The organism is Saccharopolyspora hordei, assembly GCF_013410345.1.
GTDB lineage: Bacteria > Actinomycetota > Actinomycetes > Mycobacteriales > Pseudonocardiaceae > Saccharopolyspora > Saccharopolyspora hordei.
This window is the reverse complement of the sequence record NZ_JACCFJ010000001.1, coordinates 1285535-1309039: the sequence shown is the minus strand read 5'-3', so window position 1 is coordinate 1309039 and position 23505 is coordinate 1285535. Positions and strand designations below refer to the sequence as shown.

General features: G+C 72.9%; 24 protein-coding genes. 10 read left to right on the top strand and 14 right to left on the bottom strand.

Annotated elements, in window-relative coordinates; genetic code table 11:
* Nucleotides 1–64: 64 nt before the first annotated feature.
* The 3 genes from gcl to HNR68_RS06220 all read right to left on the bottom strand — a co-directional run bounded on the left by gcl (nucleotide 65) and on the right by HNR68_RS06220 (nucleotide 3738).
* A complete protein-coding gene (gene gcl / locus HNR68_RS06230; RefSeq protein ID WP_179718537.1) occupies nucleotides 65–1768 on the bottom strand; it encodes a glyoxylate carboligase in 1704 nt (567 codons plus the stop codon).
* 240 nt (nucleotides 1769–2008) lie between these two features.
* Nucleotides 2009–2887 carry a 2-hydroxy-3-oxopropionate reductase gene (locus HNR68_RS06225; RefSeq protein ID WP_179718535.1) on the bottom strand — a complete coding sequence of 293 codons (879 nt, stop codon included), beginning with the start codon at nucleotides 2885–2887 and terminating at the stop codon, nucleotides 2009–2011.
* 50 nt (nucleotides 2888–2937) lie between these two features.
* The gene (locus HNR68_RS06220) at nucleotides 2938–3738 is read right to left on the bottom strand and encodes a hydroxypyruvate isomerase family protein (RefSeq protein WP_179718533.1); all 801 of its coding nucleotides are present in this window, start codon (nucleotides 3736–3738) and stop codon (nucleotides 2938–2940) included.
* A 197-nt stretch (nucleotides 3739–3935) separates the two neighbouring features.
* Here HNR68_RS06220 and HNR68_RS06215 point away from each other — a divergent pair, with 197 nt between their 5' ends.
* The 8 genes from HNR68_RS06215 (at nucleotide 3936) to HNR68_RS06180 (ending at nucleotide 10972) form a co-directional block, all read left to right on the top strand.
* On the top strand, nucleotides 3936–4193 hold the full coding sequence (locus HNR68_RS06215) for a thiamine-binding protein (protein WP_179718531.1): 258 nt from the start codon (nucleotides 3936–3938) through the stop codon (nucleotides 4191–4193).
* Nucleotides 4194–4203: 10 nt separating this feature from the next.
* Nucleotides 4204–4569: a helix-turn-helix domain-containing protein gene (locus HNR68_RS06210; RefSeq protein ID WP_179718529.1), complete on the top strand. Its 366-nt coding sequence runs from the start codon at nucleotides 4204–4206 to the stop codon at nucleotides 4567–4569.
* 226 nt (nucleotides 4570–4795) lie between these two features.
* The gene (uraD, locus tag HNR68_RS06205) at nucleotides 4796–5302 is read left to right on the top strand and encodes a 2-oxo-4-hydroxy-4-carboxy-5-ureidoimidazoline decarboxylase (RefSeq protein ID WP_179718527.1); all 507 of its coding nucleotides are present in this window, start codon (nucleotides 4796–4798) and stop codon (nucleotides 5300–5302) included.
* Nucleotides 5299–5625 (top strand): hydroxyisourate hydrolase, encoded by a 327-nt coding sequence (uraH, locus tag HNR68_RS06200; protein ID WP_179718525.1) that lies wholly within the window; start codon nucleotides 5299–5301, stop codon nucleotides 5623–5625. The genes uraD and uraH overlap by 4 nt, the downstream gene beginning before the upstream one ends.
* A 5-nt stretch (nucleotides 5626–5630) precedes the next feature.
* Nucleotides 5631–6521, top strand: a complete 891-nt coding sequence (gene pucL, locus HNR68_RS06195; RefSeq protein ID WP_179718523.1) for a factor-independent urate hydroxylase — start codon at nucleotides 5631–5633, stop codon at nucleotides 6519–6521.
* 453 nt (nucleotides 6522–6974) lie between these two features.
* Nucleotides 6975–8429: a nucleobase:cation symporter-2 family protein gene (locus tag HNR68_RS06190; protein WP_179718521.1), complete on the top strand. Its 1455-nt coding sequence runs from the start codon at nucleotides 6975–6977 to the stop codon at nucleotides 8427–8429.
* A 161-nt stretch (nucleotides 8430–8590) separates the two neighbouring features.
* Complete coding sequence (locus tag HNR68_RS06185; protein ID WP_179718519.1) at nucleotides 8591–9652, top strand: S8 family serine peptidase; 1062 nt, start codon at nucleotides 8591–8593, stop codon at nucleotides 9650–9652.
* A gap of 405 nt (nucleotides 9653–10057) precedes the next feature.
* Entirely contained in the window at nucleotides 10058–10972 is a 915-nt protein-coding gene (locus HNR68_RS06180; RefSeq protein ID WP_179718516.1) for a protein kinase domain-containing protein, read from the top strand.
* Here HNR68_RS06180 and HNR68_RS06175 read toward each other — a convergent pair.
* From HNR68_RS06175 to aceB, 5 genes are all read right to left on the bottom strand, one after another.
* Nucleotides 10969–11304, bottom strand: coding sequence for a hypothetical protein (locus HNR68_RS06175; RefSeq protein ID WP_179718514.1), 336 nt, complete (start codon nucleotides 11302–11304; stop codon nucleotides 10969–10971). The genes HNR68_RS06180 and HNR68_RS06175 overlap by 4 nt on opposite strands.
* Nucleotides 11305–11385: 81 nt before the next feature.
* Complete coding sequence (locus HNR68_RS06170) at nucleotides 11386–12489, bottom strand: alcohol dehydrogenase catalytic domain-containing protein (RefSeq protein ID WP_179718512.1); 1104 nt, start codon at nucleotides 12487–12489, stop codon at nucleotides 11386–11388.
* Between the two features lie 70 nt (nucleotides 12490–12559).
* Entirely contained in the window at nucleotides 12560–13486 is a 927-nt protein-coding gene (locus HNR68_RS06165) for a carbon-nitrogen hydrolase family protein (RefSeq protein ID WP_179718510.1), read from the bottom strand.
* A gap of 40 nt (nucleotides 13487–13526) precedes the next feature.
* Nucleotides 13527–14780, bottom strand: coding sequence for a DUF6986 family protein (locus tag HNR68_RS06160; protein ID WP_179718508.1), 1254 nt, complete (start codon nucleotides 14778–14780; stop codon nucleotides 13527–13529).
* A gap of 195 nt (nucleotides 14781–14975) precedes the next feature.
* A complete protein-coding gene (aceB, locus tag HNR68_RS06155) occupies nucleotides 14976–16565 on the bottom strand; it encodes a malate synthase A (RefSeq protein ID WP_179718505.1) in 1590 nt (529 codons plus the stop codon).
* Nucleotides 16566–16806: 241 nt separating this feature from the next.
* Between aceB and HNR68_RS06150 the strand changes: the two genes are divergently transcribed.
* Entirely contained in the window at nucleotides 16807–17583 is a 777-nt protein-coding gene (locus HNR68_RS06150; RefSeq protein ID WP_179718503.1) for an IclR family transcriptional regulator, read from the top strand.
* Between the two features lie 18 nt (nucleotides 17584–17601).
* Here HNR68_RS06150 and HNR68_RS06145 read toward each other — a convergent pair whose 3' ends face one another.
* Complete coding sequence (locus tag HNR68_RS06145) at nucleotides 17602–18648, bottom strand: hypothetical protein (protein WP_179718501.1); 1047 nt, start codon at nucleotides 18646–18648, stop codon at nucleotides 17602–17604.
* Between the two features lie 11 nt (nucleotides 18649–18659).
* On the bottom strand, nucleotides 18660–18950 hold the full coding sequence (locus tag HNR68_RS06140; protein ID WP_179718499.1) for a hypothetical protein: 291 nt from the start codon (nucleotides 18948–18950) through the stop codon (nucleotides 18660–18662).
* Nucleotides 18951–19302: 352 nt separating this feature from the next.
* Between HNR68_RS06140 and HNR68_RS06135 the strand changes: the two genes are divergently transcribed.
* Nucleotides 19303–20142 carry a PhzF family phenazine biosynthesis protein gene (locus HNR68_RS06135; protein WP_179724697.1) on the top strand — a complete coding sequence of 280 codons (840 nt, stop codon included), beginning with the start codon at nucleotides 19303–19305 and terminating at the stop codon, nucleotides 20140–20142.
* 4 nt (nucleotides 20143–20146) lie between these two features.
* Here the strand turns inward: HNR68_RS06135 and HNR68_RS06130 are convergent, their stop codons facing one another.
* Genes HNR68_RS06130 through alr form a run of 4 tightly spaced genes read right to left on the bottom strand, consistent with a single transcriptional unit; the run spans nucleotide 20147 to nucleotide 23489 of the window.
* Nucleotides 20147–20773, bottom strand: a complete 627-nt coding sequence (locus HNR68_RS06130; protein ID WP_179718497.1) for a VTT domain-containing protein — start codon at nucleotides 20771–20773, stop codon at nucleotides 20147–20149.
* A complete protein-coding gene (tsaE, locus tag HNR68_RS06125; RefSeq protein WP_343049963.1) occupies nucleotides 20770–21249 on the bottom strand; it encodes a tRNA (adenosine(37)-N6)-threonylcarbamoyltransferase complex ATPase subunit type 1 TsaE in 480 nt (159 codons plus the stop codon). Before tsaE ends, HNR68_RS06130 begins: the two co-directional genes overlap by 4 nt.
* A gap of 7 nt (nucleotides 21250–21256) precedes the next feature.
* Nucleotides 21257–22321, bottom strand: a complete 1065-nt coding sequence (locus HNR68_RS06120) for an alpha/beta fold hydrolase (RefSeq protein ID WP_179718495.1) — start codon at nucleotides 22319–22321, stop codon at nucleotides 21257–21259.
* Between the two features lie 19 nt (nucleotides 22322–22340).
* Nucleotides 22341–23489 (bottom strand): alanine racemase, encoded by a 1149-nt coding sequence (alr, locus tag HNR68_RS06115; RefSeq protein WP_179718493.1) that lies wholly within the window; start codon nucleotides 23487–23489, stop codon nucleotides 22341–22343.
* Nucleotides 23490–23505 lie beyond the last annotated feature (16 nt).

The following is a 23505-nucleotide window of genomic DNA, read 5'->3' as shown; positions in this document are numbered from 1 at the left end:
GTGCGGGACAGGACCGCCCGGTTCCCCTCGGGCCGACCGCCCACCGCACCCCAGGTCCACCCGCTCAGGCGTGCGGCACCGGCTCCGGTTCGACCATCGCGTCGATCCGGACGCCGCGGGCGGTGGTCGCCTGCCGCTCCACCATCACCTCCACCAGGACCGGCCGGCTGGTGGCGACGGCCTCCTCGCGGGCCCACTCGATGGTGTCGGCCAGCTCGCCGGGCTCGACCACCCGGCGGCCGGAGCAGCCGTACGCCTCCATGATCCGGACGTTGTCCGTGCCGTGCTCGTCGTAGTGGAGGTCGACCTCGGTCTCCACGCCGAACGCGTCGCCCTCGGCCTGGCGGATCAGGCCCAGGTACTCGTTGTTCAGCATGATGATCACGAACGGCACGTCGTACTGGGCGGCCACCGCCAGCTCCTCGACCAGGAACTGGAAGGAGTAGTCGCCGACCACCGCGACCACCTCGGCGTCCGGCCTCGCCGACTTCACGCCGATCGCCGCGGGGATCTCCCAGCCGAGCGGGCCGGCCTGGCCGCACACCTGGTAGTGCCGCGGCAGGTGCGCGGTCTGGAACTGGCCGCCCCAGATCTGGTACAGGCCGATGGCGGTGACGAAGTAGGTCTCCGGCGGGAAGATCCGGTTGATCTCCCGGTACACCCGCGGCGCCTTGATCGGCACGGTGTCGTAGTCGTCCGGCCTGGTCAGCGTCCGCTTGAGCTCCCCGACCCGGGCGACCCACGCCGACCAGTCCCTCGCCGCCCCGCGCGCGCGGACCGCGGCGAGCAGTGCCTCCAGGAACAGCCGGGTGTCCGAGACGACGCCCAGGTCCGGGCCGAACACCTTGCCGATCTGGGTGGGCTCGATGTCGACGTGGATGAACCTGCGGTCGCCCCGGTAGACGTCGAGGTCCCCGGTGTGCCGGTCGCCGAAGCGGGCGCCCAGCGCCAGCACCAGGTCGGACTCCAGGAACGACTGGTTGCCGTAGCGCTGGCTGGTCTGGATGCCGGTCATGCCGGCGAACAGCTCGTGGTCCTCCGGGAAGGAGCCCTTGCCCATCAACGTGGTCTGCACCGGGACGCCCAGCAGCTCGGCCAGCTCGCGCAGCTGCTCGTGGGCGTCACCGAGGACCACCCCGCCCCCGGCGAGCAGCAGCGGCCGGTCCGCCTCCAGCAGCATGTCCAGCGCGCGCTCCACGCTCGGCGGGTGCGGTGCGACGCGTGGGACCGGCAGCGGGGCGTCCAGCGCCGGGTCCCACTCGATCTCCTGCTGCTGCACGTCCAGCGGCAGGTCGATGAGCACCGGCCCGGGCCGACCGGAGCGCGCGGTGCGGAACGCCTCGCGGAAGGTCCACGGCACCTGCGCGGCCTCCCTGACCTGCACCGCCCACTTGGTGACCGGCTTGGCGACGTCGACGATGTCGACCGCCTGGAACGCCTCTTGGTGCAGCTTGCTGGACACCGCCTGGCCGGTGATGCACAGGATCGGGATGGAGTCGGCCATCGCGGTGTAGAGGCCGGTGATCATGTTGGTGCCGGCCGGGCCGGAGGTGCCGATGGCCACGCCGACGCCGCCGGTGGTGCGGGCCCAGCCGTCGGCCATGTGGGTGGCGCCCTCCTCGTGGCGGACGATGAGGTGCTCGATGCCGCTGCCCTCCAGCGCCGCGTACAGCGGGAGGATCGCCGCGCCCGGGCAGCCGAAGGTGACGTCCACGCCCTCGGACCTCAGCACGTCGACGACGGCCTGCATGACAGGGACTCTGGCCATGGTGGATACTTCCTCTCGGGTGCTGCGCGCACCTTCTCGGGAACGGGTCGGTGGTCCCTGTTGCTTGGCGGCGCTGGAGACCGCCGACCCGTGACCGTGTGGTCTTCCCGCTGGTGCGGTTCTGACGCACCAGCGCGGTGAGTGCGGTGCCGCGCGGGGATCCGCCGCAGGAGAGCCGCCCCGCGCAGCACCGCGGTCTGGCCGGTCGTGGGCGCTCAGCCGCGCCGCACGACCGCGTGCTCAGTCGCGACCGTTGAGCTGCGCGATCTGCCTGAGCAGGCCGGAGTGGTCGAGCCCGCCGTCTCCCTGGGCGACGGCGGCGGCGACCAGCTGGCTCACCAGCGAGCCGAGCGGGATCGACAGGCCCGCCTCGCGGGCGGCGGCCTGCACGATGCCCATGTCCTTGTGGTGCAGTTCGAGGCGGAACCCGGGGGCGAACTCGCGCTCGCGCATCTTGCCGCCCTTGGCGTCGAGCACGGCGCTGCCGGCCAGACCGCCGGCCAGCACCCGCAGCCCGGCCTCGGTGTCCACGCCGTGCGCTTCCAGGAACACCAGCGCTTCGGCGACCAGGCCGATGTTGCCCGCCACGATGAGCTGGTTGGCGGCCTTCACCGTCTGCCCGGCGCCGGACGGTCCGACGTGGACGATCGTGCTGCCGACCGCGCCCAGCACGTCCTGCGCCGCGGCGAAGTCCTCGGCCTCACCACCGACCATGATGGACAGCGTGCCGCCGATCGCCCCGGGTTCCCCGCCGCTGACCGGCGCGTCCAGCGCGCGCACGCCCTTCTCCGCGGCGGCTTCGGCCACGCGCCGCGAGACGTCCGGGCGGATGGTGCTGCAGTCGATGAGCAGCGTGCCCGGAGCGGCGTTCGCCAGCACGCCGTCCTCGCCGAGCACGACGGCCTCGACGTCGGGCGAGTCCGGCAGCATGGTGAAGACGACCTCGGCGTCGCGCACGGCTTCGGCGACGCTGGCCGCGGCCCGGCCGCCGTCGGCGACGAGCTTGTCGACCTTGGCGCGGCTGCGGTTGTGGCCGATGACCTCGTGGCCGGCCTTGACCAGGTTGGCCGCCATCGGGCCACCCATGATCCCCAGCCCGATGAACCCGACCTTGCTCATGGGAGACACCTCCGTTAGCGCCATCGTGGGCGTCGTGTCGTGGTGGGCGCTCAGCGCCCGATCCAGGAGAAGCTGTCCGCGCTCGCTCCGCTCGGCTTGTACTCGAGGCCGACGTGGCCGTCGTAGCCGGTGGCGTCGAGCCGGGCGAAGAAGCGGTCGAAGTCGATGTCGCCGGTGCCCGGCTCGCCGCGGCCCGGCGCGTCGGCGATCTGCACGTGCCCGATCCGCGCACCGTGCTGGTCGAGCGCCGCTTCCCAGTCGTCGCCGTTGACCGCCAGGTGGTAGACGTCGAACAGCAGGCGCAGGGTGTCCTCGCCACCCGCGGCGCGCACCCGGTCGATCACCGCGACGGCGTCGGCGGCGGTCTTCAGCGGGTACGCGGGCACGCCGCTGACCGGTTCGACGAGCACCGTGCCGCCGATGCGCGAGACCGCCTTGGAGGCGCGCACCAGGCTCTCGGTGGCGACCTGGTCCTGCGCGGCGGGGTCGACGCCGTCGATCCGGTTGCCGTACAGGGCGTTGAAGGCGCGGCAGCCGAGGCGCTCGCCGATGCCGACGACGACGTCGACGTTGTCCGCGAACTCACCCGCCCGGTCGGGGTGGGACAGCACGCCGCGCTCGCCCGCGGGCATGTCCCCGGCGAAGAAGTTCAGGCCCACCAGGGAGACCCCGGCGTCCTCGACGGCCCGCGCGAACCGGTCCACCTCGCGGTCGGCGGGGACCGCCTCCGGGAACGGCCACCAGAACTCCACCGCGTCGAAGCCGGCCGCCTTGGCCGCCGCGGGTCGCTCCAGCAGGTCCAGCTCGGTGAACAGGATCGAGAGGTTGACCTCGTACCGGCTCGGATCCATGGCACCCCCCTCGGGTGAGAGATCAGGAGATTCGCATCGAGATTTCGTGATGCGGAAGCATTGTTTCGTACAGCGATAGATTAGCGAGCGGTCTCACCCCGGTCAACGACTCCCCCAGAGTTACCCACGGGTCACGAACTCCCGCTCGCCGAGCCGAAGGCGGCCGACGACTACGGTGCCAGCGAGGAGGTCCCGCCATGATCCTGCGAGCCGAGTTCACCACCGAGCCCTTCGAGGGCGAGGGCGAGCCCCCGGCGCACGCCGTGGCCGCCCGCGACTGCCTGCGCGACGCCGGGCTGGAACCCGACTTCGGCCCGCTGGGCACCGCGGTCGCCGGCGACCGGCGGACCGTGCTGCCCGCGCTCGCCCAGGTCCTCGAGACCGCGCTGGACACCGGCGCGAACCGGATCACCCTGCAGGTGACCGTGGACTCCGCCGCGGACGACCAGGCCTAGGCTGGTGAGCGTGCACCCGCTCGCCCACGCGATCGCCCCGCTGCTGGAACGCGTCGGCGGCACCGCCGTGCCGGTGGACCAGCGCGAACCCGGCGACGTCGTCCTGCACTGGGAGGGCGCCCCGGCGATCGCCGTCCGGCTGCCGGGCGAGGAGCTGACGAACGCGCTCGACCGGATCATCCGCGCGGTGGAGACCGAGCTGGGCGGCCCGCTGCCGGACCTGCCGCGCGCGGAGAAGCAGCGCGCCGTCCGCCTGCTGGAGGAGCGCGGCGCGTTCACCATGCGCAAGTCCGTCGAGACCGTGGCCAAGGCGCTCGGCGTCAGCCGCTTCACCGTCTACAACTACCTGAACCGGGAACAGGCCAACCGCTCCTGACCACCGACCCGACGAAGCCCCGCCCACCCGGGCGGGGCTTTCGCGTCTCTGCCTGTCACACACCGTGACCTGGTGTTTTCAACAAAGTGTTGACACCCGTGGGGTGCGGTCGTAGCTTGTGCCGCACCGGAACGCCGACCAGCAGCCGCGGCACGACCCGGGCATGCTCAGGCACCACGTCCGCCACGTCCCCGAGGACCGCTCGGGGCTCCCCTGAGAGGTCGCGATGACCACGACCACCAGACCGGACCGGATCAACTCCCTGCCCCGCGCGGAACTCGTCGAACGGCTGCTCGCCTGCCTGGACGTCCCGCGCTGGGCCCACGACATCGCCGATCAGCGCCCGTTCCCCGACGTCGACGCGGTCTACCGGGCCGCGGACGCCGCGGCTCCGGCGCTGACCCGCGAGGAGATCCACCAGGCGCTGGCCGCCCACCCGCGCATCGGCGAGCGGCCACAGGGCTCGGGCACCTCCGCGACGTTCTCCCGCAGCGAGCAGGCCGGCGTCGGCGGCGACGCGGAACTGGCCCGCGCGCTGCGCGAGGGCAACGAGGCCTACGAGCGCCGCTTCGGCCACGTCTACCTGGTGTGCGCCAGCGGCCGCAGCGGCGAGGAGCTGCTGGAGGTCCTGCACTCCCGCCTGGACAACGACCCGGAGACCGAACTGCGGATCGTCGAGGACGAACTCCGCAAGATCGCACGGCTGAGATTGGCGAAGGTGATCGAAGGATGAGCGCTGTCACCACCCACGTGCTCGACGCCGCGCGGGGCACGCCCGCCGTCGGCGTCGCGGTCCGGCTGGAGACCGCCGGCGGGCGGCCCCTCGCCGAGGGGCGGACCGACGACGACGGCCGGATCACGGACCTCGGCCCCGAGCGGCTGGAGGCCGGGGACTACCGGCTCACCTTCGACACCGGCGCGTACTTCGAGGCCCAGGGCACCGCCTCGTTCTACCCGCAGGTGCAGATCACCTTCCGCATCGCCGACCCGGACCAGCACTACCACGTACCGATCCTGCTGAGCCCGTTCGCCTTCTCCACCTACCGAGGGAGCTGATCCCCATGGGCATCGTCATGGGCCCCAACCAGTACGGCAAGGCCGAGGTCCGCCTCGTCGCGGTCGACCGGGACACCCCGCGGCACAGCGTCAAGGACCTCACCGTCAGCACCTCGCTGCGCGGTGACCTCGACGCCGCGCACCTGTCCGGCGACAACAGCAAGGTGCTGCCCACCGACACGCAGAAGAACACCGTCTACGCCTTCGCCAAGGAGGCGCCGATCGGCGAGATCGAGGACTTCGCGCTGCGGCTGGGCCGGCACTTCGTCGGCACCGCGGACGGCATCACCGAGGCGCGCGTCCTCATCGACGAGCACAGCTGGGAGCGCATCCCCGTCGGCGGCACCGGGCACGACCACTCCTTCGCCCGCTCCTCCGACGAGAAGCGCACCACCGCGGTCACCGTCGAGGGCGACCAGGCGCACGTGGTGTCCGGGCTCAAGGACCTCGTGGTGCTCAAGTCCACCGGATCGGAGTTCTGGGGCTACCCGAAGGACCGGTACACGACGCTGGCGGAGACCACCGACCGGATCCTGGCCACCGCGGTGACCGCCCGCTGGCGCTACCTGCACACCGACGTGGACTGGGGCAAGAGCTTCGAGTCGATCCGCGCCACCATGCTGGAGGCCTTCGCCTGCACGCACAGCTACGCGCTGCAGCAGACGCTCTACGAGATGGGCAAGGCCGCGCTGGAGAAGCACCCCGAGGTGGCCGAGGTCCGGCTGTCGCTGCCGAACAAGCACCACTTCCTGGTCGACCTCGCGTTCTGCGGGCTGGAGAACGACAACGAGGTGTTCTACGCCGCGGACCGGCCGTACGGCCTCATCGAGGGCGTCGTCAAGCGCGACGACGTCGAGGACGACCCCAAGGCCTGGTACACCCTGCCGGAGTTCTGAGGCCCTCCGCCCGCCCCCCGCGCGGCGGTGCGCGCCGCAGGTCCCCCGCGCACCTGCGGTCCTCGACCCGGTCTTCCACGATCCCGGTGGGAACCGGACACCTGATCCCCATCGGAAGGCGCAGCCCCGAGGGCGTGTCGGGCGCCCGACACGCCCTCGGCGCGTCGGGGACCCTCTCGGTCCCCACTGGAGCCGGAACCGCGATCCCCGTTGGAGTCGCGCACCTCTCCCGACCCCTCACCAGTCGGGTCGTGACATCACCACTGGTCCGCGCCAGCCGAGGGGCCACCGGGGACTCCCTGGTGGCCCCCCCGCGCGCACCCGGGCGCCGAGCGCGTCGCCCGGAGGGTTCCACAGGTCCACTGTGGAACAGAGATTGATCTGCCGGAAACACGACGACAACTCCCGGAACCAACAGTGTTGTGAACTGCCCCTGCCGCCCAGGAGTCAGCCATGGCCCTCTTCAGGACCCGCCGCAACCGCGGCACCAGGAACGGGAAGAACACTGACGTCCACCCCGTGGACGAGGTGCTGCCGCCCGTGCGCACGCTGGCGTACGGCGTCCAGCACATCGCCGCGATGTACGCCGGCGTGGTCGCCCCGCCGCTCATCGTCGGCGAAGCGATGGGCCTGCCGCCGGTCGAGATGACCCTGCTGATCGGGGCGAGCCTGTTCACCGCGGGCGTGGCCACCGTGCTGCAGTCGCTGGGCGTCTGGAAGGTCGGCGCCCGGTTGCCGTTCGTCAACGGCGTCACCTTCGGGTCCGTCGCGCCGATGCTGGCCATCGTCGCGCAGCGGGGGCAGGACCAGTCGCTGTCGATCATCTACGGATCGGTGCTCGTCGCGGGTCTGCTGGCCTTCCTGGTGGCGCCCTACTTCTCCCGCCTGGTTCGGTTCTTCCCGCCCGTGGTGAACGGCACCGTCATCACCCTCATCGGCCTGTCGCTGATGCCCGTGGGCATCAAGTGGATCGCCGGGACCGACCCGACCGCGCCGGACTACGCCGCACCGGGCAAGGTCGCGCTCGGCGCGCTGACCTTCGCGCTGGTGCTGCTGTTCAACCGCTTCCTCAAGGGCTTCTGGAACCGCATCGCGCTGCTCATCGGCCTGGTCGCGGGCACGCTCATCGCCTGGCCGGTGGGACTGATCGACACCTCCACGTTCGAGTCGGCGCCGGTGTTCACCTTCCCCGCGCCGTTCGCCCTGGGCACGCCGGTGTTCGACCTCACCGCGACCATCTCGATCTGCATCGTGATGCTGGTGGCGATGGTGGAGACCACCGCGGACATGGTGGCGCTCGGCGAGATCGTGGACCGTCCCGCGGACGAGCGGACCATCGCGGCCGGGCTGCGCGCCGACGGCGCGGGCAGCGCGCTCAGCGCCGTGTTCGGCGGGTTCACCTGCAGCGCCTTCGCGCAGAACATCGGCCTGGTGGCGCTGACCCGGGTGCGCAGCCGGTACGTGGTCGCGACCGCCGGTGGCGTGCTGGTGCTGCTGGGCCTGTTCCCGGTCGTCGGGGCCGTGGTCTCGCTGGTCCCGCAGCCGGTGCTCGGCGGTGCCGCGCTGGTGCTGTTCGGCTCGGTGGCCACCAGCGGCATCCGCACGCTGGGCAGCGCCGGCCTGGGCGACCCGTTCCACTCGCTCATCGTGGCCGGTGCGCTGGGCATCGGGTTGGTCCCGGTGGTGGCGCCGCAGTTCTACGAGCACTTCCCGTCGGCGCTGCGGACCGTGCTCGACTCCGGCATCAGCACCGGCTGCATCGCGGCCGTGCTGCTGAACCTGCTGTTCACCACCTGGCGCGGCGAGCGCGCGGCCACGGACGGTGACGCCGCGGCCACGGAAACGCCTGTCGCAGTACCGGAACCGCGACCGTCCACGAAGGACACCACTTCGGACACCGTGCGCTGACGGACCAGCGGGCACCTCCGGACGGAGGTGCCCGCGCGCCCGACCGCTGCTCCGTTCGCCACACCAAGTTGCGACGAACGGCCCCTCTTCCGCACCCGACGCATCGAGCAACGATCACGGTCGTTGTTCCGGCCAACGGAGTGCCGAAGTTGGGAGAAGCGATGCGGATTCGGGCACTGGTGACCGCCGCACTGGTCGGGCTGTCCGTCCTGACCACGCAGACCACGGCCACCGCGCAGCAGACCGGTGACCCGCTCGGTGACGCGCAGTGGGGGCTCACACAGCTCCGGGCGCCGGAAGCGTGGGCGAGCAGCACGGGCGCGGGGCAGGTCATCGCCGTGGTGGACACCGGCGTCGACCTCGGGCACCCGGACCTGGCGCCGAAGCTGGTGCCGGGTGCGACCTTCGCGGGGTGCGGTGACGGACCGGCGCCGTGCGGCAACGGCGACTGGCGCGGGGTCGACGGGGTCGGACAGCCGGCCGACGTCCACGGCACGCACGTCGCCGGCATCGCGGCGGCCGTGGCGGGCAACGGCGTCGGCATCGCCGGGGTGGCACCGGACGCCCGGATCATGCCGGTCAAGGTCCTGGAGAACGGCTCCGGCAGCTTCCCGGAGATCGCCGCGGGCATCCGCTGGGCGGCCGACCACGGGGCGGACGTGATCAACCTCAGCCTCGGCGCCTCGCTCGGCGCGCAGGTGCTGACGCTGCTCGGGATCAACGCCGAGGCCAAGGAGGCCGTCGCCTACGCGCGCGAGAAGGGCGTGGTCGTGGTGGCGTCCGCGGGCAACGAGACCTCGCCGCTGTGCGGCACCCCGGCGTGGGAGGCGGGCGCGCTGTGCGTCACCGCCACCGACCCGAAGGGTCAGCACGCGTCCTACTCCAACTTCGGCATCAAGCTGGACACCAAGGCCGTCGCCGCGCCGGGTGGCGCGTCCAAGCAGGGCTGCGAGAACGCCGTCGTGTCCACCGTCCCGCGCGGCATGGGCAAGCCGGAGTGCGGGCAGAGCGACTACGACTCGCTCGCCGGGACGTCCATGGCGGCCCCGCACGTCGCGGGCGTCGCGGCGCTGCTCACCGCGCAGGGCCGCGACGTCGAGGGCGTCGAGCGGGCGCTGATCCGCACGGCCCGCACCCCGCTGCTGGGCACGCGCGGGCTGTACACCGCGGTGCAGGGCTACGGCCTGGTCGACGCCGCGGCCGCCGTCCAGCAGCCGCTGTGACCCGATGAGGAACGGCCCGTCCCCGTCGCGCTGCGGCGGGGACGGGCCGTTCTCGACGCCGCACCCGGTGACTGCCGAGCTCCGTGCCCGCGAACTGGGGAAAACTCCTCGACCGCACGCCCGAGTGCCGGGACAATGATCACGGGTCGCGCGCCGGCGCGCGACCGCCGAGCGATCCGGGAGCGTGGGAGCGATGGACCTCTCCGAGCTGTTCAAGGCGGTGGCTCCGGCCAAGCACCGCGGTGGCGGTGGCTCCAGCAGCAGGGGCCGTCGACGCGACTCCAGCGACCACCGGCGGTACCGCCGCGACTCCAGCGACGACCACCGGCGCCACCGCTCGCGCAGCAGCAGCAGCCGCAGTCACCACCGGCGTCGCAGCCACAGTTGACCGCACGGCGCAGCGCGGTGTTGATCGACTCGTTGAGCTCGTACTACTACGGCGAACCGGAGGAGGACTGGGGCCCGGGAGACGCCCCGCTCGCGCCGGGTGACGTCCTCGCGCCCGGGTACGAGGTCGTCGACCACATGCGCCGGGGCAACCGGCTCGACACCTACGACGTCTGGAGCGAGGACCGGTCCTGCCGGTGCATCGCCAAGACGCTCCGCCCGGAACGCGCCGAGGACGCTCGCGCGGTGGCCTGGTTGCGCAACGAGGGCGTGCTGCTGACCCAGTTCACCCACCCGCACCTGGTGCGCGGCTACGAGATCGTGCAGACCGTGCCGCCCGCGCGTCCCGCGGTGATCACCGAGACGCTGCCCGGGCACACGCTGAGCTACCTGATCGACGAGCACGGCGTCCTGCCGCCGGTGGACGTGGCGGTGCTGGGCATCCAGCTGTGCTCGGTGCTGAGCTACCTGCACCGCCGCGGCTGGGTGCACCTGGACGTCAAGCCGTCCAACATCGTCGAGGTGGGCGGCCGCGCCGTGCTGCTCGACCTCAGCCTGAGCTGCCGGATCGGCGAGCGCAGCTCGGCCGGCACGTTCGACTACCTCTCGCCGGAGCAGGCCGCGGGCGGGCAGATGACTCCCACGGCCGACACCTGGGGCCTGGGCGTGACGCTGTACGAGGCGCTGTCCGGGACCACGCCGTGGGCGCACGTCTCGCACCGGGCGCGCAGCAGCGGCGGCACCCGCTACTACCCGCAGCTCGACCAGGTCCCGGATCCGCTGCACACCCAGGACGCCTCCCTGCCCGAGGCGCTGTGCCGCACCGTCGACGCCTGCCTCACCCCGGACCCGGAGTCCCGGCCGACGGTGGCGGAGGTGGCCGCCGAGCTGGTCAGCTGGTCCGGCGTCGACCCCCGCACCGCGACGTCCTAGCGCGGTGCTCGGCGCGTGCGGCGGAAGGCGATCGCGACGGTGATCAGCACCGCGGCCAGGGCGAGCTGACCGCCCCACACGATGCGGTTCACGTTGACCGCCGGGTGCCAGGCCACCGTGCCGTCCGCCGAGACCGAGAAGGCACCGGCCGGGCGCGCCACCACCCCGACACCGCGGCCCACGTCACCCCGGCCGCGTCCCCCGCCGAGGCGGACGTTCGCCACCGGCACCAGCGTGGTGCTGCCCTGCTGCACCGGCTCGCCGAAGACCTGGTGCTCGCCCAGCCGGTCGGCGAGCGTGGCGAGGACGTCGGCCTTGTCGTCGTCGGTCATGACCCTCCCGAGGTCGCTCCGGCCACGGACGGTCGTGAGTGCGGGAACCGGCTGGAGCCGGTCCGCGCACTCACGACCCCCTCAGAAACGGATCACCTGGCGCATGGCCCGGCCCGCGGAGAGCTCGTCCATGGCGTGGTTGATGTCGTCCAGCTCGATGGTGCCCGACACCAGCTGCTCCACGGGCAGCTTCCCCGCCCGCCACAGGTCGGCGTACTCGGGGATGTCGTTCGCGGGCAGCCCCGAGCCCAGGAACGACCCGATGATCGAGCGGGTCTCGCTGACCAGCGCCAACGGCGAGATGCTGCTGCGCGCCTCCGGCGAGGCCAACCCGACCGACACCGTGCGCCCGCCCGGCGCGGTCACCGACACCGCGGTCTCGAACGCCCGCGCGTTGCCGCTGGCCTCCACCACGAGCGGGGTCCGGTGCCCGGACTCGACGGCCTCCTCAGGCGTCAGCGCCCGCACCGCGCCGAGCTCCAGCCCGCGGGACCGCTTGTCCGCCAACGGGTCCACCACGGTGACGCTGCCGGCCCCGCAGGCCTGCGCGACGAGCACCGCGGCCATCCCGACACCGCCGACGCCGACGACCGTCACGTCCTCGCCCGCGGCGAGCCGGCCGGCGTTCTTCACCGCGCCGCCCCCGGTCAGCACCGCGCAGCCGAGCAGCGCGCCGACCTCCGGGGGGACGTCGTCGCCGATCGGCACCACCGAGTGCCGGTCCACCACCGCGTGCGTGGCGAACCCGGACACCCCGCAGTGGTGGTGCACGTCCTGCCCGTCCCAGTGCAGCCGCCGCGCGCCGGAGAGCAGCGTGCCCGCCCCGTTGGCGGCCCACCCCGGCGAGCACAGCATGCGGCCCCCTGCCCGGCACGCGTCGCACTCCTCGCACCGCGGCACGAAGTACAGGACCACCCGCTGCCCCTCGGCGAGGTCGCTGACGCCGGGCCCGGTCCGCTCGACCCGGCCGCAGGCCTCGTGCCCGAGCAGCATCGGCACGGGGCGCACCCGATTGCCGTCCACAACGGACAGGTCGGAGTGGCACACCCCGGCGGCCTCCAGCCGCACCAGCAGTTCGCCCGGCCCGGGCTCGTCGAGGTCGAGTTCGGTGACCGCGATCGGCTGGGACTGCTCCCACGGCCCCGGACGACCGCACTCCTGCAACACCGCGCCCTTGATCCGCATATCACGCTCCTGGAGACGACTCGCCGCCATTGGCTCACACCGAACGCGGTTCGTCCACACCTCGCGCGGGTCAGAACGACGTCCGGTCCCGGGAGCGGGGGTCGTCGACGGGCGTGCCGCTGTGCAGGACACCGGCGAGGGCCCGGTCCCGCCACGCGGCGGTCGAGTCGTACAGGTCGGCCTCGGTGTCCACCGCGCAGACCAGCACGCCGGCGGTGCCGCGCTCCAGGCGGCCGAGGGTGACGCCGTCGGCGCGCACGAAGAACGCCGGCCACAGGCTCTCCGCGGCCGAGGAGTTCGGGCAGCTGATCCACACGTGGTTGCTGGCGGCGGCCGCCGTCATCGCGGCGGGCATCGTGATGCCGGGGAAGGTGAACGTCGGCGCGGGGTTGTGCGGCTTGAGGTCCGGCCCGATCGCGGCCTCGATCGCCGCCAGCCGCTCCGCCGGGACGCCGCCCGCGTGGAAGGAGTGGAACACCAGCTGCACCCCCAGCTCCCGGTACTCCCGGTACAGCTCGGGGAAGCGGTAGTCGTAGCAGATCAGCGCCCCGCAGCGGATCCCCCCGATCTCCCAGGTGCTGGGGTGGTCGCCGGGGCTGTAGTGCGCGAGGTCGCCCGCCGAGCCGTCCGGGGGCCCGGAGCAGAACCGCTTGTCGTAGCGGTCGACGAGCTCCCCGGACGGGTTGACCACGTAGAGGCTGTTGTGCGGCCTGTGGTCCCCGGTGAGCGGGTGCGCGGAGCCGAGCACGACCCAGATCCGCAGCTCGCGGGCCAGGTCCAGCAGCTCGCTCGTGGCCGAGCGCAGCAGCTCCCAGTCGAACCCGTCGAAGCTGCGGAAGTCCACCCCCGCGTACCCGGACAGCGCGCCTTCCGGGAAGTGGGCCACGTCCGCGCCCCGCTGCCGGGCCTCGCGCATCTGCCGCGCGATGTGGTCGGCGTTGCTGCGGACGTCCGCGCTCACCGGGAACTGGCACGTGGCGACGTGGAGGACGGGCATGCACCGAGGTTCCACACGCGCCCGGCCGTTGTCGAGGGGATCACAGCCGCCCGAGCCGACGGACCTCCGCCTCGCTCAGACCGGTCATCTCCGCCACCTCGGCCGCGTCGGTGCCGCCGTTGTCGAGGGCGCGGACGAAGGAGGCGGCCAGCGCACGGGCCGTGGCGGGCTCGTCGAGGACCGCGCCGCCGCCGGCCGAGGTGTAGGCCCTGAGCCGGGCCGCCTCCGCCGGAGCGGACTCGCGGAAGGCGGCGAACACCGCGGTGTAGCGGGTCACCAGCTGCGCCGGGTGCAGGTCCCAGCCCTGGTAGAAGCCGTGCTCCAGGGAGCGCCGGACGAGGTCGTGGTGGGTGCGCCAGCCGTGATGGACCTGGTCGCCGACCGGCAGCACGTTCGTCGACCCGTCGGAGAGGAACACCCCGGTGCCGGCCGCGGACACCTGCATCACGTGCCGCGCGAAGTCGCAGGCGCGGTGCGCGAGGTGCTGGTGCGCGGCGGTCAGCCCGCAGCTGGCGGTGTAGTCGTAGGTGCCGAAGTGCAGCCCGGTGACCCGGCCGGCGCCGGCGCGCAGGAAGCGCGGCAGCGCCAGGCGTCCCTCGGAGTCCACGATGGACTGGGTGGTCTCCACCTGGATCTCGAAGCCCAGCGCCTGCTCCGGCAGGCCCAGCTGCTGCTCGAGCAGCCCCAGCAGCTCCACGAACACCTCGACCTGCGCGACGTCGACGACCTTCGGGAAGGTCAGCAGGAACCCGTCGGGCAGGCCGCCGTGCTCGCGCAGCAGCGCGGTGAGGAAGACGTCGAGGGTGCGCACCGACCGGGCGCGCAGCTCCGGGGTGTCGAAGGACTTCACCCGCAGCCCGACGTGCGCCGGTGCGGTGCCCTCGCGCAGCCAGCCGGCGACCACCCCGGCGGTGCGCTCGGCGTCGGCGTCCTCGGCCTCGTCGCCCGGGCGGCCGTAGCCGTCCTCGAAGTCGATGCGCAGGTCCTCGACCGGGGAGTCCTGCAGCTTCGCCCGCACCCGCGGGTGCACGGCGCGGGCGATGTCGGCGTCCAGGCCGAGGACCTCGGCGAGGTCCTCGGGCTTCGGGGCGTCGCGGTCGAGCGCGGCCAGCGCCTCGCGTCCCCACGTCCGCACCGTGCCGGCGTCGACGTCGTTCGCCGGCACGTAGCAGGTGTGCACCGGCTGCCGCACCGGTCGCGCACCGGGGTAGGTGGCGGCGATGTGCTCGTCCACGGCGGAGAGCCGGGCGAGCCGGCGGGTGACCTCGGCGGGGTCCAGCGAAGTCCTGGCCACGTGCGCTCCCTCCAGTTCCGGCAACCGGGCGGGGTTCCCGGCTGCTCTGCTCAGCCACGGCCACGGAGCCGCGCGCCGTGCGCGCGGTTCACGTGCGCGATTCCCGTTGACGTTGCACGACCACCCCGGTGGGAGCCGTCTCGCCGGCTCCCACCGGGGTCCCGCTCGGGCGCGCGGCCCGTCGCCGCAGTGCGATCAGTCGATCTGCTCGTAGGCCGGCAGCGTCAGGAAGTCGACGAACTCGTCGGCCACCGCGACCTGCTCGAACAGCTCGACCGCCCGGCTCAGGTGCTCGACCGGGAAGCCCTCCTCGGCCCGCAGCTGCTTCTCGGTGTCGGCCAGCACCTCGCGCACGAGGTCGGCGGTGACCCGCTCGCCGCTGGCCAGCACCACGTCGTTGTGCAGCCACTGCCAGATCTGCGACCGGGAGATCTCCGCGGTCGCGGCGTCCTCCATCAGGTTGTGGATCGCCGCCGCACCGTTGCCGCCCAGCCAGGACACGATGTAGCGGACACCCACGTCGACGGCGCCGCGCAGGCCCTCGATGGTCTTCTCACCGGGGGTCTCGGAGACCGCGAGCAGCTGGTCGGCGGTCACCTGGACGTCGTCGCGGGTGCGGTCGATCTGGTTGGGCTTGTCGCCCAGCACCGCGTCGAACTCCTCGAAGCAGATCGGCACCAGGCCGGGGTGGGCGACCCAGGAGCCGTCGAAGCCGTCGCCGGCCTCGCGCTTCTTGTCCTCGTGGACCTTGGCCATCGCCTTCTCGTTGGTGGCCGGGTCTTTGGTCGGGATGAACGCGGCCATGCCGCCGATGGCGAACGCACCGCGCTTGTGGCAGGTGCGCACCAGCAGCTCGGTGTAGGCGCGCATGAACGGCGCGGTCATGGTCACCGAGTTGCGGTCCGGCAGGATGTACTTGTCGGAGTCGCGGAAGGTCTTGATGACGCTGAACAGGTAGTCCCAGCGACCCGCGTTGAGCCCCGCGGAGTGGTCGCGCAGCTCGTAGAGGATCTCCTCCATCTCGAACGCGGCCGGGAAGGTCTCGATCAGCACGGTGGCGCGGATCGTGCCGTGCGGGATGCCGAGCTCCTTCTGCGCGTGGGTGAAGACGTCGTTCCAGAGCCGGGCCTCGAGGTGGCTCTCCATCTTCGGCAGGTAGAAGTACGGCCCGCTGCCGCGGCTGATCAGCTCCTTGGCGTTGTGGAAGAAGTGCAGGCCGAAGTCGACGAAGGCGGCGACCACCGGCTTGCCGTCGACCAGGATGTGCTTCTCGTCGAAGTGCCAGCCGCGCGGGCGCACCAGCGGCACGGCGTGCTGGATGTCGTCACGCAGCTTGTAGGTCTTCTTCGGGGTGGTCAGCTCGATCTGCTTGCGGACCAGGTCGTAGAGGTTGACCTGGCCGGAGACCACGTTGTGCCAGTGCGGGGTGTTGGCGTCCTCGAGGTCGGCCAGCCAGACCTTGGCGCCGGAGTTCAGCGCGTTGATCGCCATCTTGCGGTCGGTCGGGCCGGTGATCTCCACGCGGCGGTCGGCGATGTCGGCCGGCGGCTCGGCCACCTTCCAGTCGCCCTCGCGGATGTGCTTGGTCTCCTCGAGGAAGTCCAGCCGCCCCTTGGCGGCGGCTTCCGCGCGGCGCTGCTTGCGGCGTTCGAGCAGCTCGTCACGCCGGGCGCCGAAGGCGCGCTGCAGGCCGGCCACGAACGCGAGCGCCTCCTCGGTGAGGATCTCGTCACCGCGCTCGACGGGACCGCCGAGCACCTGCACGCCTGCTGCCTTCTCGGACATGCGGGGTCCACCTCTTCCTGCTGCCGGGTTCCAGACGGTGGCTGATGGCTCACCTTGCCGCGTGGCGGGCTGTCGCGCACCTGAGGCTGGCGCGGCGGCCGTTCCCGCTAGCGGTACATCCGTCATGTTTTCTGCATCGTGGATGTTAGTTTCCATATAGCGTTCGAAGCAACATGAGCTGGGGCACCCACCACGGACTAGACTCCAGCCCAGGCCGAAGGGCGGAGAGGGAGTTTTCGCGATGACGACTGGCCCGCAGCGGGCAAGCCAAGGCGGAGGGGTGCAGTCGGTCGAGCGCACCTTCGAGCTGCTGGAACTCATGGCCGACGCCGGCGGCGAGGTCGCCCTGTCCGAGCTGGCGGAGAAGTCCGGCCTGCCGCTGCCGACGATCCACCGCATCATCCGCACCCTGGTCAGCAACGGCTACGCCCGGCAGCAGCCCTCCCGCCGCTACGCGCTCGGCCCCCGGCTGATCCGCCTCGGCGAGACCGCGAGCCGGGCGCTCGGCTCGTGGGCCCGCCCCTACCTGGCCGAGCTCACCGAGGCCACCGGCGAGACCTCCAACATGGCGGTGCTCGACGGTGAGCAGATCGTCTACGTCGCGCAGGTGCCCTCGCAGCACTCGATGCGGATGTTCACCGAGGTCGGGCGCCGCGTCGACGCGCACGCCACGGCGGTCGGCAAGGCCGTGATGGCCACCCTGCCGCCGGACGCCGTCACCCAGCTGCTGTCCCGCACGACGATGCACCCGCAGACCGAGCGCACCATCACCTCGATCGAGGCGATGCAGGAGGAGCTGGCCCGCATCCGCGAGCAGGGCTACGCGCTCGACGACGGCGAGCAGGAGGTCGGCGTCCGCTGCTACGCCGTGGCGGTGCCGGGGGCGCCGGCGGGCGCGGCGATCTCGATCAGCGGGCCGGAGGCGCGGATGGCCCGGATCTCGACCGACGAGGTCATCCCCCTCATGCAGCGCCTGGCGAAGGACCTCTCCGCCGAGCTCAGCACCACCACGGCCTGACCCGGTCCTCGCGCGAGGTCAGGAGGCAGCCGGCTCCTCACCGGCCAACCGGGCGCTGATCTCGCTGCCGCCGTTCCCCATCCCGTCAGGCTCGGAGACCTCCACGTCGGTCTCCAGGTCCCGCACCAGGTCGGCCAGGTCGTCGGACACCTCGCTGGCCCAGAAGTCGCTCGGGTCGAACACGGGCCCGGGGCTGACGTCCGGAGGTGGCGGGATGTCCGCGCGGCGGTGCTCCAGCTCGGCCGTGGCGCCACGCAGCTTCTCCGCGACGCCTTCGGCGGCGGCGACCACGGACGCGGAGATCCGGTCGGCTTCCGCGAGGAAGGAGTCGATGATCTCCCCCGCTGAGTTGCCGGCCGGGGCGTTGCTCGGAGCTGGGGTGATCTCCGCGGCGAGGATCGAGCCGGCCGCGCCGCTGGTGACCTCCAAAGCACCGATCACGGCACCGGCGGCCAGGCCCGTCCCCAGCCCCGCGGTGACCATCCCGACCGCCGCGCCAACGAACAACGTCCCCAGCACGACGAACATGTTCGGACCGTCGCTGCCGCCCTCGCCAACGCGGAACTCCTCCGCCGCCGTGTGGAACGACTCCGCGAGCTTCTTGAGGTCATCCCGCCCCATGACGATCGCTTCACGTGCCGCGAGCGCAGCGCCGAGCAGCCGGCACATGGCGTGGGCGGCGGTCTGGAAACTGCCCTGGAGTTCCAGCAAGGTGTTGCTCGCGGCGTAGGCTCCGGCACCGCTCCACGTGCCTTCGACGACGTCGCGGGCCTGCACCAGATCGGCCTGCGGCGCGGGGTCCTCGTTCTCCGCCTCGGCGAACCCGGCGAGCGCGCGGTGCAGCGTGGCGATCAGCTCCACCATCCCGGCCACATCGTGCCCGGAGAACCGGCGGAACACTCCCATGAGGCGGTCTCTGGAATCCATCACCAGGAAACAGTCAAGAGCCATGGAAAAACGTCCCCTCAGTTCCTCGGCCATGAGGTCACAGCCGTCCAGCACCCGTTCCGCAGCGGGGACCAGATCGTCGTCGATGCCGTCCAGCAATGCCGCTCGATCGCTCATCGGCCCTCCCCTCAGCGTCCCGCGGCGGCTTCGTCGGCCCGCCGGTAGAGGTCCGCGACCGCCTTGAGCGCTTCGGCGGTGGCGTACGTGCTCTCCCGCAGCTCGACCAGGTACCCCTGCACCGCGGCCATGTGCTGCGCGTAGGCCCAGGCGATGGCGTCGAAGCCGAGGTGGGCCCCGAAAGCGCTGGTCGCCGGCAACGCCGCATCGCCGAACGGGATGGGAACGGGCGGAGCCGCGGTGATCTCCGCGTCCCCCAGCACGCGCAACGCCTCCGCCGCCGACGCCGCCGCTGCGCTCACCGATCCGCTCGCGCTGAACAAGCTGTCCAGTTGAGCTTGGAAACCAGACAAGACGCACCCCCAGGTTCCGTGAAGGACTCGCGAAACTCACGCTATCCAGGTCCGGGAGCGTGCGGAACGGACGGAGGTATCGACTGCGGCCCCACCGGTATCACGCCGAACGGTGGAGGATCACCACCCGAAGCATTCAGCCGAACGGCCCCGCTCCCCCGTCGTCCACGACCTCGCCGCGGGGAGGGCGATCGACGGGGCCGGACCGCGAACACCGAACCCCCTTCGAACGACCAGGAACGCCGCCGAAGCACGCGGGAACAACAGGACGCCCACGGGCGTTCGAGGTGGCATGCACGACATGGCCGAGGTCCAGCGGCTGGTGGCCTTCAGCAGCGATCCGCGGGGCGGCAACCCGGCGGGCGTGGTGCTCGACGCGACGGGACTGACCGACGCCGACATGCTGCGCATCGCCGCCGAGGTCGGGTACTCCGAAACCGCGTTCGTGGTCCCGCGCGGCGAGCGCGAGCACGACGTCCGGTACTTCAGCCCGAAGGCCGAGGTCGCCTTCTGCGGGCACGCGACCATCGCCACCGCGGTCGCGCTCGCCGAGCGCGACGGCACCGGGCGGTTCGACCTGCACACGCCGGCCGGGCCGGTACCGGTGGACACCCAGGTCGACGGCTCCGGTCGGCACACCGCCACGCTCACCAGCGTTCCCACCTCGGTCCGCGAGGTGGCGCCCGCCGCCCTCGACGAGGCGCTGGCGGCGCTCGGCTGGACCACCGACGACCTCGACCCGGCCCTGCCGCCCCGCGTGGCCTTCGCCGGCAACGACCACCTCGTGCTCGCGGTGTCCACGAGGGACAGGCTGGCCGCGCTCTCCTACGACTTCGACCGCCTCGCCGCGCTGATGTCCACACAGGACTGGACGACGCTGCAGCTGGTCTGGCGCGAGACGCCCGCGCTGTTCCACGCCCGCGACCCGTTCCCGCCGGGCGGCGTGGTGGAGGACCCGGCGACCGGCGCGGCCGCGGCGGCGTTCGGCGGCTACCTCAAGCACCTCGGCCTGGTCACCCCGCCGACGACCTTCCGCATCCACCAGGGCGACGACATGGGCCGCCCCAGCGTCCTCGACGTCGAGGTGGCCCCGGACCACGACCGAGTCCGCGTCACCGGCACCGCCACCCGCCTCGGGTGAGCCGCTACCCCCGGCTGGACACCTCGTCGCCGTCGGGCGCCGTCGCCCGCGCCCGGCGGCGGACCCACCAGACCGCGAGGGCGATCGCCGCGGCGACGGCGAGGACGGGCAGTCCCGCCAGGCCCGCGACGGTCTCCACCAGCTCGTAGGCGTCGCCGGACAGCGCGCCGAGCAGCACCAGGGTCGTCGCCCAGGCGATGGCGACCGGGAGGTTGCAGAGGGTGAAGCGCAGGCGGGTCATCCCGGTCCGCGCGGCCAGCCGGGGCACCAGGGTGCGCACCGCGGCGAAGCACTGCGACACCGCGACGGTCACCTCGGCACGCCCCTCCAGCGACGACTCGACGCGGGTGAGCCGCTCCTCGCCCACCCGCTTCACCAGCTCGCGGCGGACCAGGCCACCGCGGCGGCCCCGGTGGAAGCTGTGCTGGCAGCCCAGGGCGGTCGCGGCCGAGGCGCACACCGCGGCCAGCCAGACCTGGACGACGCCGCTGCCCGCCAGCAGGCCCAGCGCCAGGACCGTGCCCGTGCCGGGCAGGAAGAGCCCGACCACGAAGCCGGACTCGGCGAACAGCACCACCATCGCGGTGATCAGCGCGAGAGGACCGGGGATCCCGGCCAGCAGCTCGTTCACCTCTCCAGCAACCCGTTCGCCCGTGCCTCCCAGGACTCGCCGTGCGGTTCCCAGGTCACCTCCCGGACGTCGTCGGCGCGGCGCCGCAGCCGCACCAGCAGGTAGCTGTCGGCGAGCCGCTCCGCCACGCCCTCGCCCCACTCGACCACCACCGCAGCATCGGTGAGGTCGGTGTCCAGGTCCAGGTCGTCGATCTCCTCCAGCCCACCCAGCCGGTAGGCGTCGACGTGCACCAGCGCCGGTCCGTCCCCGGACTCCGGCCGGTGCACCCGCGCGATCACGAACGTCGGCGAGGTGACCCGGCCGGTCACGCCCATGCCCGCCGCGATGCCCCGCGTGAGCACGGTCTTGCCCGCGCCGAGCGGGCCGTCCAGCAGCACCAGGTCGCCGGCCCGCAACGCCGCGCCCAGCCGGCGGCCGAACTCGAGCGTGTCCGCCTCCTGCGGCAGCTCCGCGGTCCGCAGCGCAGCACTCACTCCCCACTCACCTCCCGACCGCCCTGCGCAGCAGCGCGGTCAACTGCTCGGTGACCAACTCCGGCCGCTCCAGCATGACCGGGTGCCCGGCGCCCTCGACCCGCACCAGCGTCGCGTCCGGCAGCTCGGCGGCCAGCGCCTCGGCGTGCGGCGAGAACGGGGTGACCCGGTCGGCGTCGCCGCTGAGCACCAGCACCTCGCAGGTCCGCAGCGCCGCGAGCGCGGTCTTGCGGTCGTGCAGGCTGATCGTCTCCAGGAAGTCGGTCACCACCTCGACGGTGGTCGCCCCGATCATCTCCGCCATCAGGTCCACCACGGCGGGCGAGATGGCGCGGTCCCCGAACGACAACGAGCGGATCAGCCGCCAGGTGATGCCGTCGCCCACGCGCCGGGTGCGCTCCACCAGGTCGGGCTGGAGGCTGGACAGCAGCGCCAGCCCGCGCGGCACCGGGTTGACCCGCGACAGCCAGGCGCGGGGCAGCCCGGCCGCGGCCACCGAGTGGGCCGCGGTCCCGATCAGCGCCACCGCCCGCACCCGGTCCCGGAACAGCTCCGGCCGCTGCTCGGCCAGGGCCATGATCGTCATGCCCCCCATCGAGTGCCCCACCAGCGCGACCGGCCCCTCCGGCGCCACCGCGCGCAGCACCGCGTCCAGGTCGCGGCCGAGCTGCTCGATGGTGCTGCCGCGCTTGGACGAGTGCCCGGAGCGGCCGTGGCTGCGCTGGTCGTAGAGCACCACCCGGACCCGCGGGTCGGTGCACCCCGGCAGGTCACGGCGCTGGAAGTGCCAGCAGCGGGAGTCGAGCGCGAACCCGTGCACCAGCACGACGGTCAGCTCCGGCTCCCCGCCGCCGGCCGGGTCGACCTCCTGCACCACCAGCGGGACCCCGTCGTCGGCGGCCACGGTGGACTGGCGGTCCGGGCGGAGCCGGCCCAGCGGTTCCTCGGGGAGGTCGTCGGCGTCGCGCTGCGCGGTCACCCGGGTGCGCGCGACGGCCCCGACCGCGGCGCCGGTGATCGCGGCGCCGAGCACACCGCTCGTCCAGGCCAGCGCCTGCCAGAGCGGTTTCACGCCGGCCCCCGGCGAGCGCTCATGCCGGCTCCCGGTCGTCCACCACGGTCCGCGTCACGCGCGGCCGGTACATGCCGGTGACGATCTCGTAGTGGATGGTGCCGAGCTCGTCGGCCCACTCGGCGGCCGTCGGCTCACCGCGGTCGCCCGGCCCGAACAGCAGCACCTCGTCGCCCTCGTGGACCGCGTCGTCGCCGCAGTCCACCACCAGCTGGTCCATGCAGACCCGGCCGACCACCGGCCGCCGCGCGCCCGCCAGCCACACCGACATCCGGCCGGAGAGGGTGCGCGGCACGCCGTCGGCGTAGCCGACCGGCACCAGCGCCAGCGTCGTCGGCCGCTGTGCGGTCCAGGTGTGCCCGTAGGAGACGCTCGACCCCGCCGGGACGCGCTTGGTCAGCACCACCGAGGAGCGGAACGTCATGGCGGGGCGCAGGCCGTGGTCGCCGTCCTGCGGCACCGGGTCCAGCCCGTAGACGGCGATGCCCGGCCGGACCAGCTCGAAGTGCAGGTCGGGGCGGGTGAGCACGGCCGCCGAGTTGGCCAGGTGCCGGATCGGGTCCAGGCCCGCCGCGCGCGCCTGCTGGTGCGCGCGCTGGAGCTCCTCGGCCTGCGCGTCGATGGAGGGGTGGCCGAGCTCGTCGGCGCACGCCAGGTGCGACCACACGGCCACGACCTCGACGTGGCCGTTCGCCTCCGCCTTCGCCGCGGCCTCCACCAGCGCGGGCCAGAGGTCGGCGGGGCAGCCGCTGCGGCACAGCCCGGTGTCGATCTTGAGGTGCACGCGCGCGACGCGGCCCTGCGCCGCGGCCGCCGCCTCGATCCGCTGCAGCCCGGCCAGCGACGAGGCGGACAGCTCGACGTCCTCGGCGATCGCGGGCCCGAAGTCGTCGTCCACGGTGTGGAGCCAGCAGAACACCGGCGCGGTGATCCCGGCCGCGCGCAGCTGCAGCGCCTCGTCGAGGGAGGCGACGCCGAGGCAGTCGGCACCGGACTCCAGCGCGGCGCGCGCCACGGTCACGGCGCCGTGGCCGTAGCCGTCTGACTTGACGATGGCCATCGTGCGAGCGCCCGACTCGCGGGCACGCGCCGAGAGCACCCTCACGTTGTCGCGGATCGCGCCGACGTCGATGCGCAGGTCGGCGCGCTGCACGGGCTGGTCACTCATGGCCCGGCCATCGTCG

What these genes read in the sequence shown, in the direction of transcription:
- alr (WP_179718493.1), bottom strand. Translation starts at nt 23,489, where the DNA reads ATGAGTGACCAGCCCGTGCAGCGCGCCGACCTGCGCATCGACGTCGGC.
- HNR68_RS06175 (WP_179718514.1), bottom strand. Translation starts at nt 11,304, where the DNA reads ATGACCGACGACGACAAGGCCGACGTCCTCGCCACGCTCGCCGACCGG.
- HNR68_RS06170 (WP_179718512.1), bottom strand. Translation starts at nt 12,489, where the DNA reads ATGCGGATCAAGGGCGCGGTGTTGCAGGAGTGCGGTCGTCCGGGGCCG.
- HNR68_RS06165 (WP_179718510.1), bottom strand. Translation starts at nt 13,486, where the DNA reads ATGCCCGTCCTCCACGTCGCCACGTGCCAGTTCCCGGTGAGCGCGGAC.
- HNR68_RS06190 (WP_179718521.1), top strand. Translation starts at nt 6,975, where the DNA reads ATGGCCCTCTTCAGGACCCGCCGCAACCGCGGCACCAGGAACGGGAAG.
- HNR68_RS06215 (WP_179718531.1), top strand. Translation starts at nt 3,936, where the DNA reads ATGATCCTGCGAGCCGAGTTCACCACCGAGCCCTTCGAGGGCGAGGGC.
- gcl (WP_179718537.1), bottom strand. Translation starts at nt 1,768, where the DNA reads ATGGCCAGAGTCCCTGTCATGCAGGCCGTCGTCGACGTGCTGAGGTCC.
- HNR68_RS06135 (WP_179724697.1), top strand. Translation starts at nt 19,303, where the DNA reads ATGGCCGAGGTCCAGCGGCTGGTGGCCTTCAGCAGCGATCCGCGGGGC.
- HNR68_RS06150 (WP_179718503.1), top strand. Translation starts at nt 16,807, where the DNA reads ATGACGACTGGCCCGCAGCGGGCAAGCCAAGGCGGAGGGGTGCAGTCG.
- uraD (WP_179718527.1), top strand. Translation starts at nt 4,796, where the DNA reads ATGACCACGACCACCAGACCGGACCGGATCAACTCCCTGCCCCGCGCG.
- HNR68_RS06145 (WP_179718501.1), bottom strand. Translation starts at nt 18,648, where the DNA reads ATGAGCGATCGAGCGGCATTGCTGGACGGCATCGACGACGATCTGGTC.
- HNR68_RS06225 (WP_179718535.1), bottom strand. Translation starts at nt 2,887, where the DNA reads ATGAGCAAGGTCGGGTTCATCGGGCTGGGGATCATGGGTGGCCCGATG.
- HNR68_RS06185 (WP_179718519.1), top strand. Translation starts at nt 8,591, where the DNA reads ATGCGGATTCGGGCACTGGTGACCGCCGCACTGGTCGGGCTGTCCGTC.
- HNR68_RS06220 (WP_179718533.1), bottom strand. Translation starts at nt 3,738, where the DNA reads ATGGATCCGAGCCGGTACGAGGTCAACCTCTCGATCCTGTTCACCGAG.
- uraH (WP_179718525.1), top strand. Translation starts at nt 5,299, where the DNA reads ATGAGCGCTGTCACCACCCACGTGCTCGACGCCGCGCGGGGCACGCCC.
- aceB (WP_179718505.1), bottom strand. Translation starts at nt 16,565, where the DNA reads ATGTCCGAGAAGGCAGCAGGCGTGCAGGTGCTCGGCGGTCCCGTCGAG.
- pucL (WP_179718523.1), top strand. Translation starts at nt 5,631, where the DNA reads ATGGGCATCGTCATGGGCCCCAACCAGTACGGCAAGGCCGAGGTCCGC.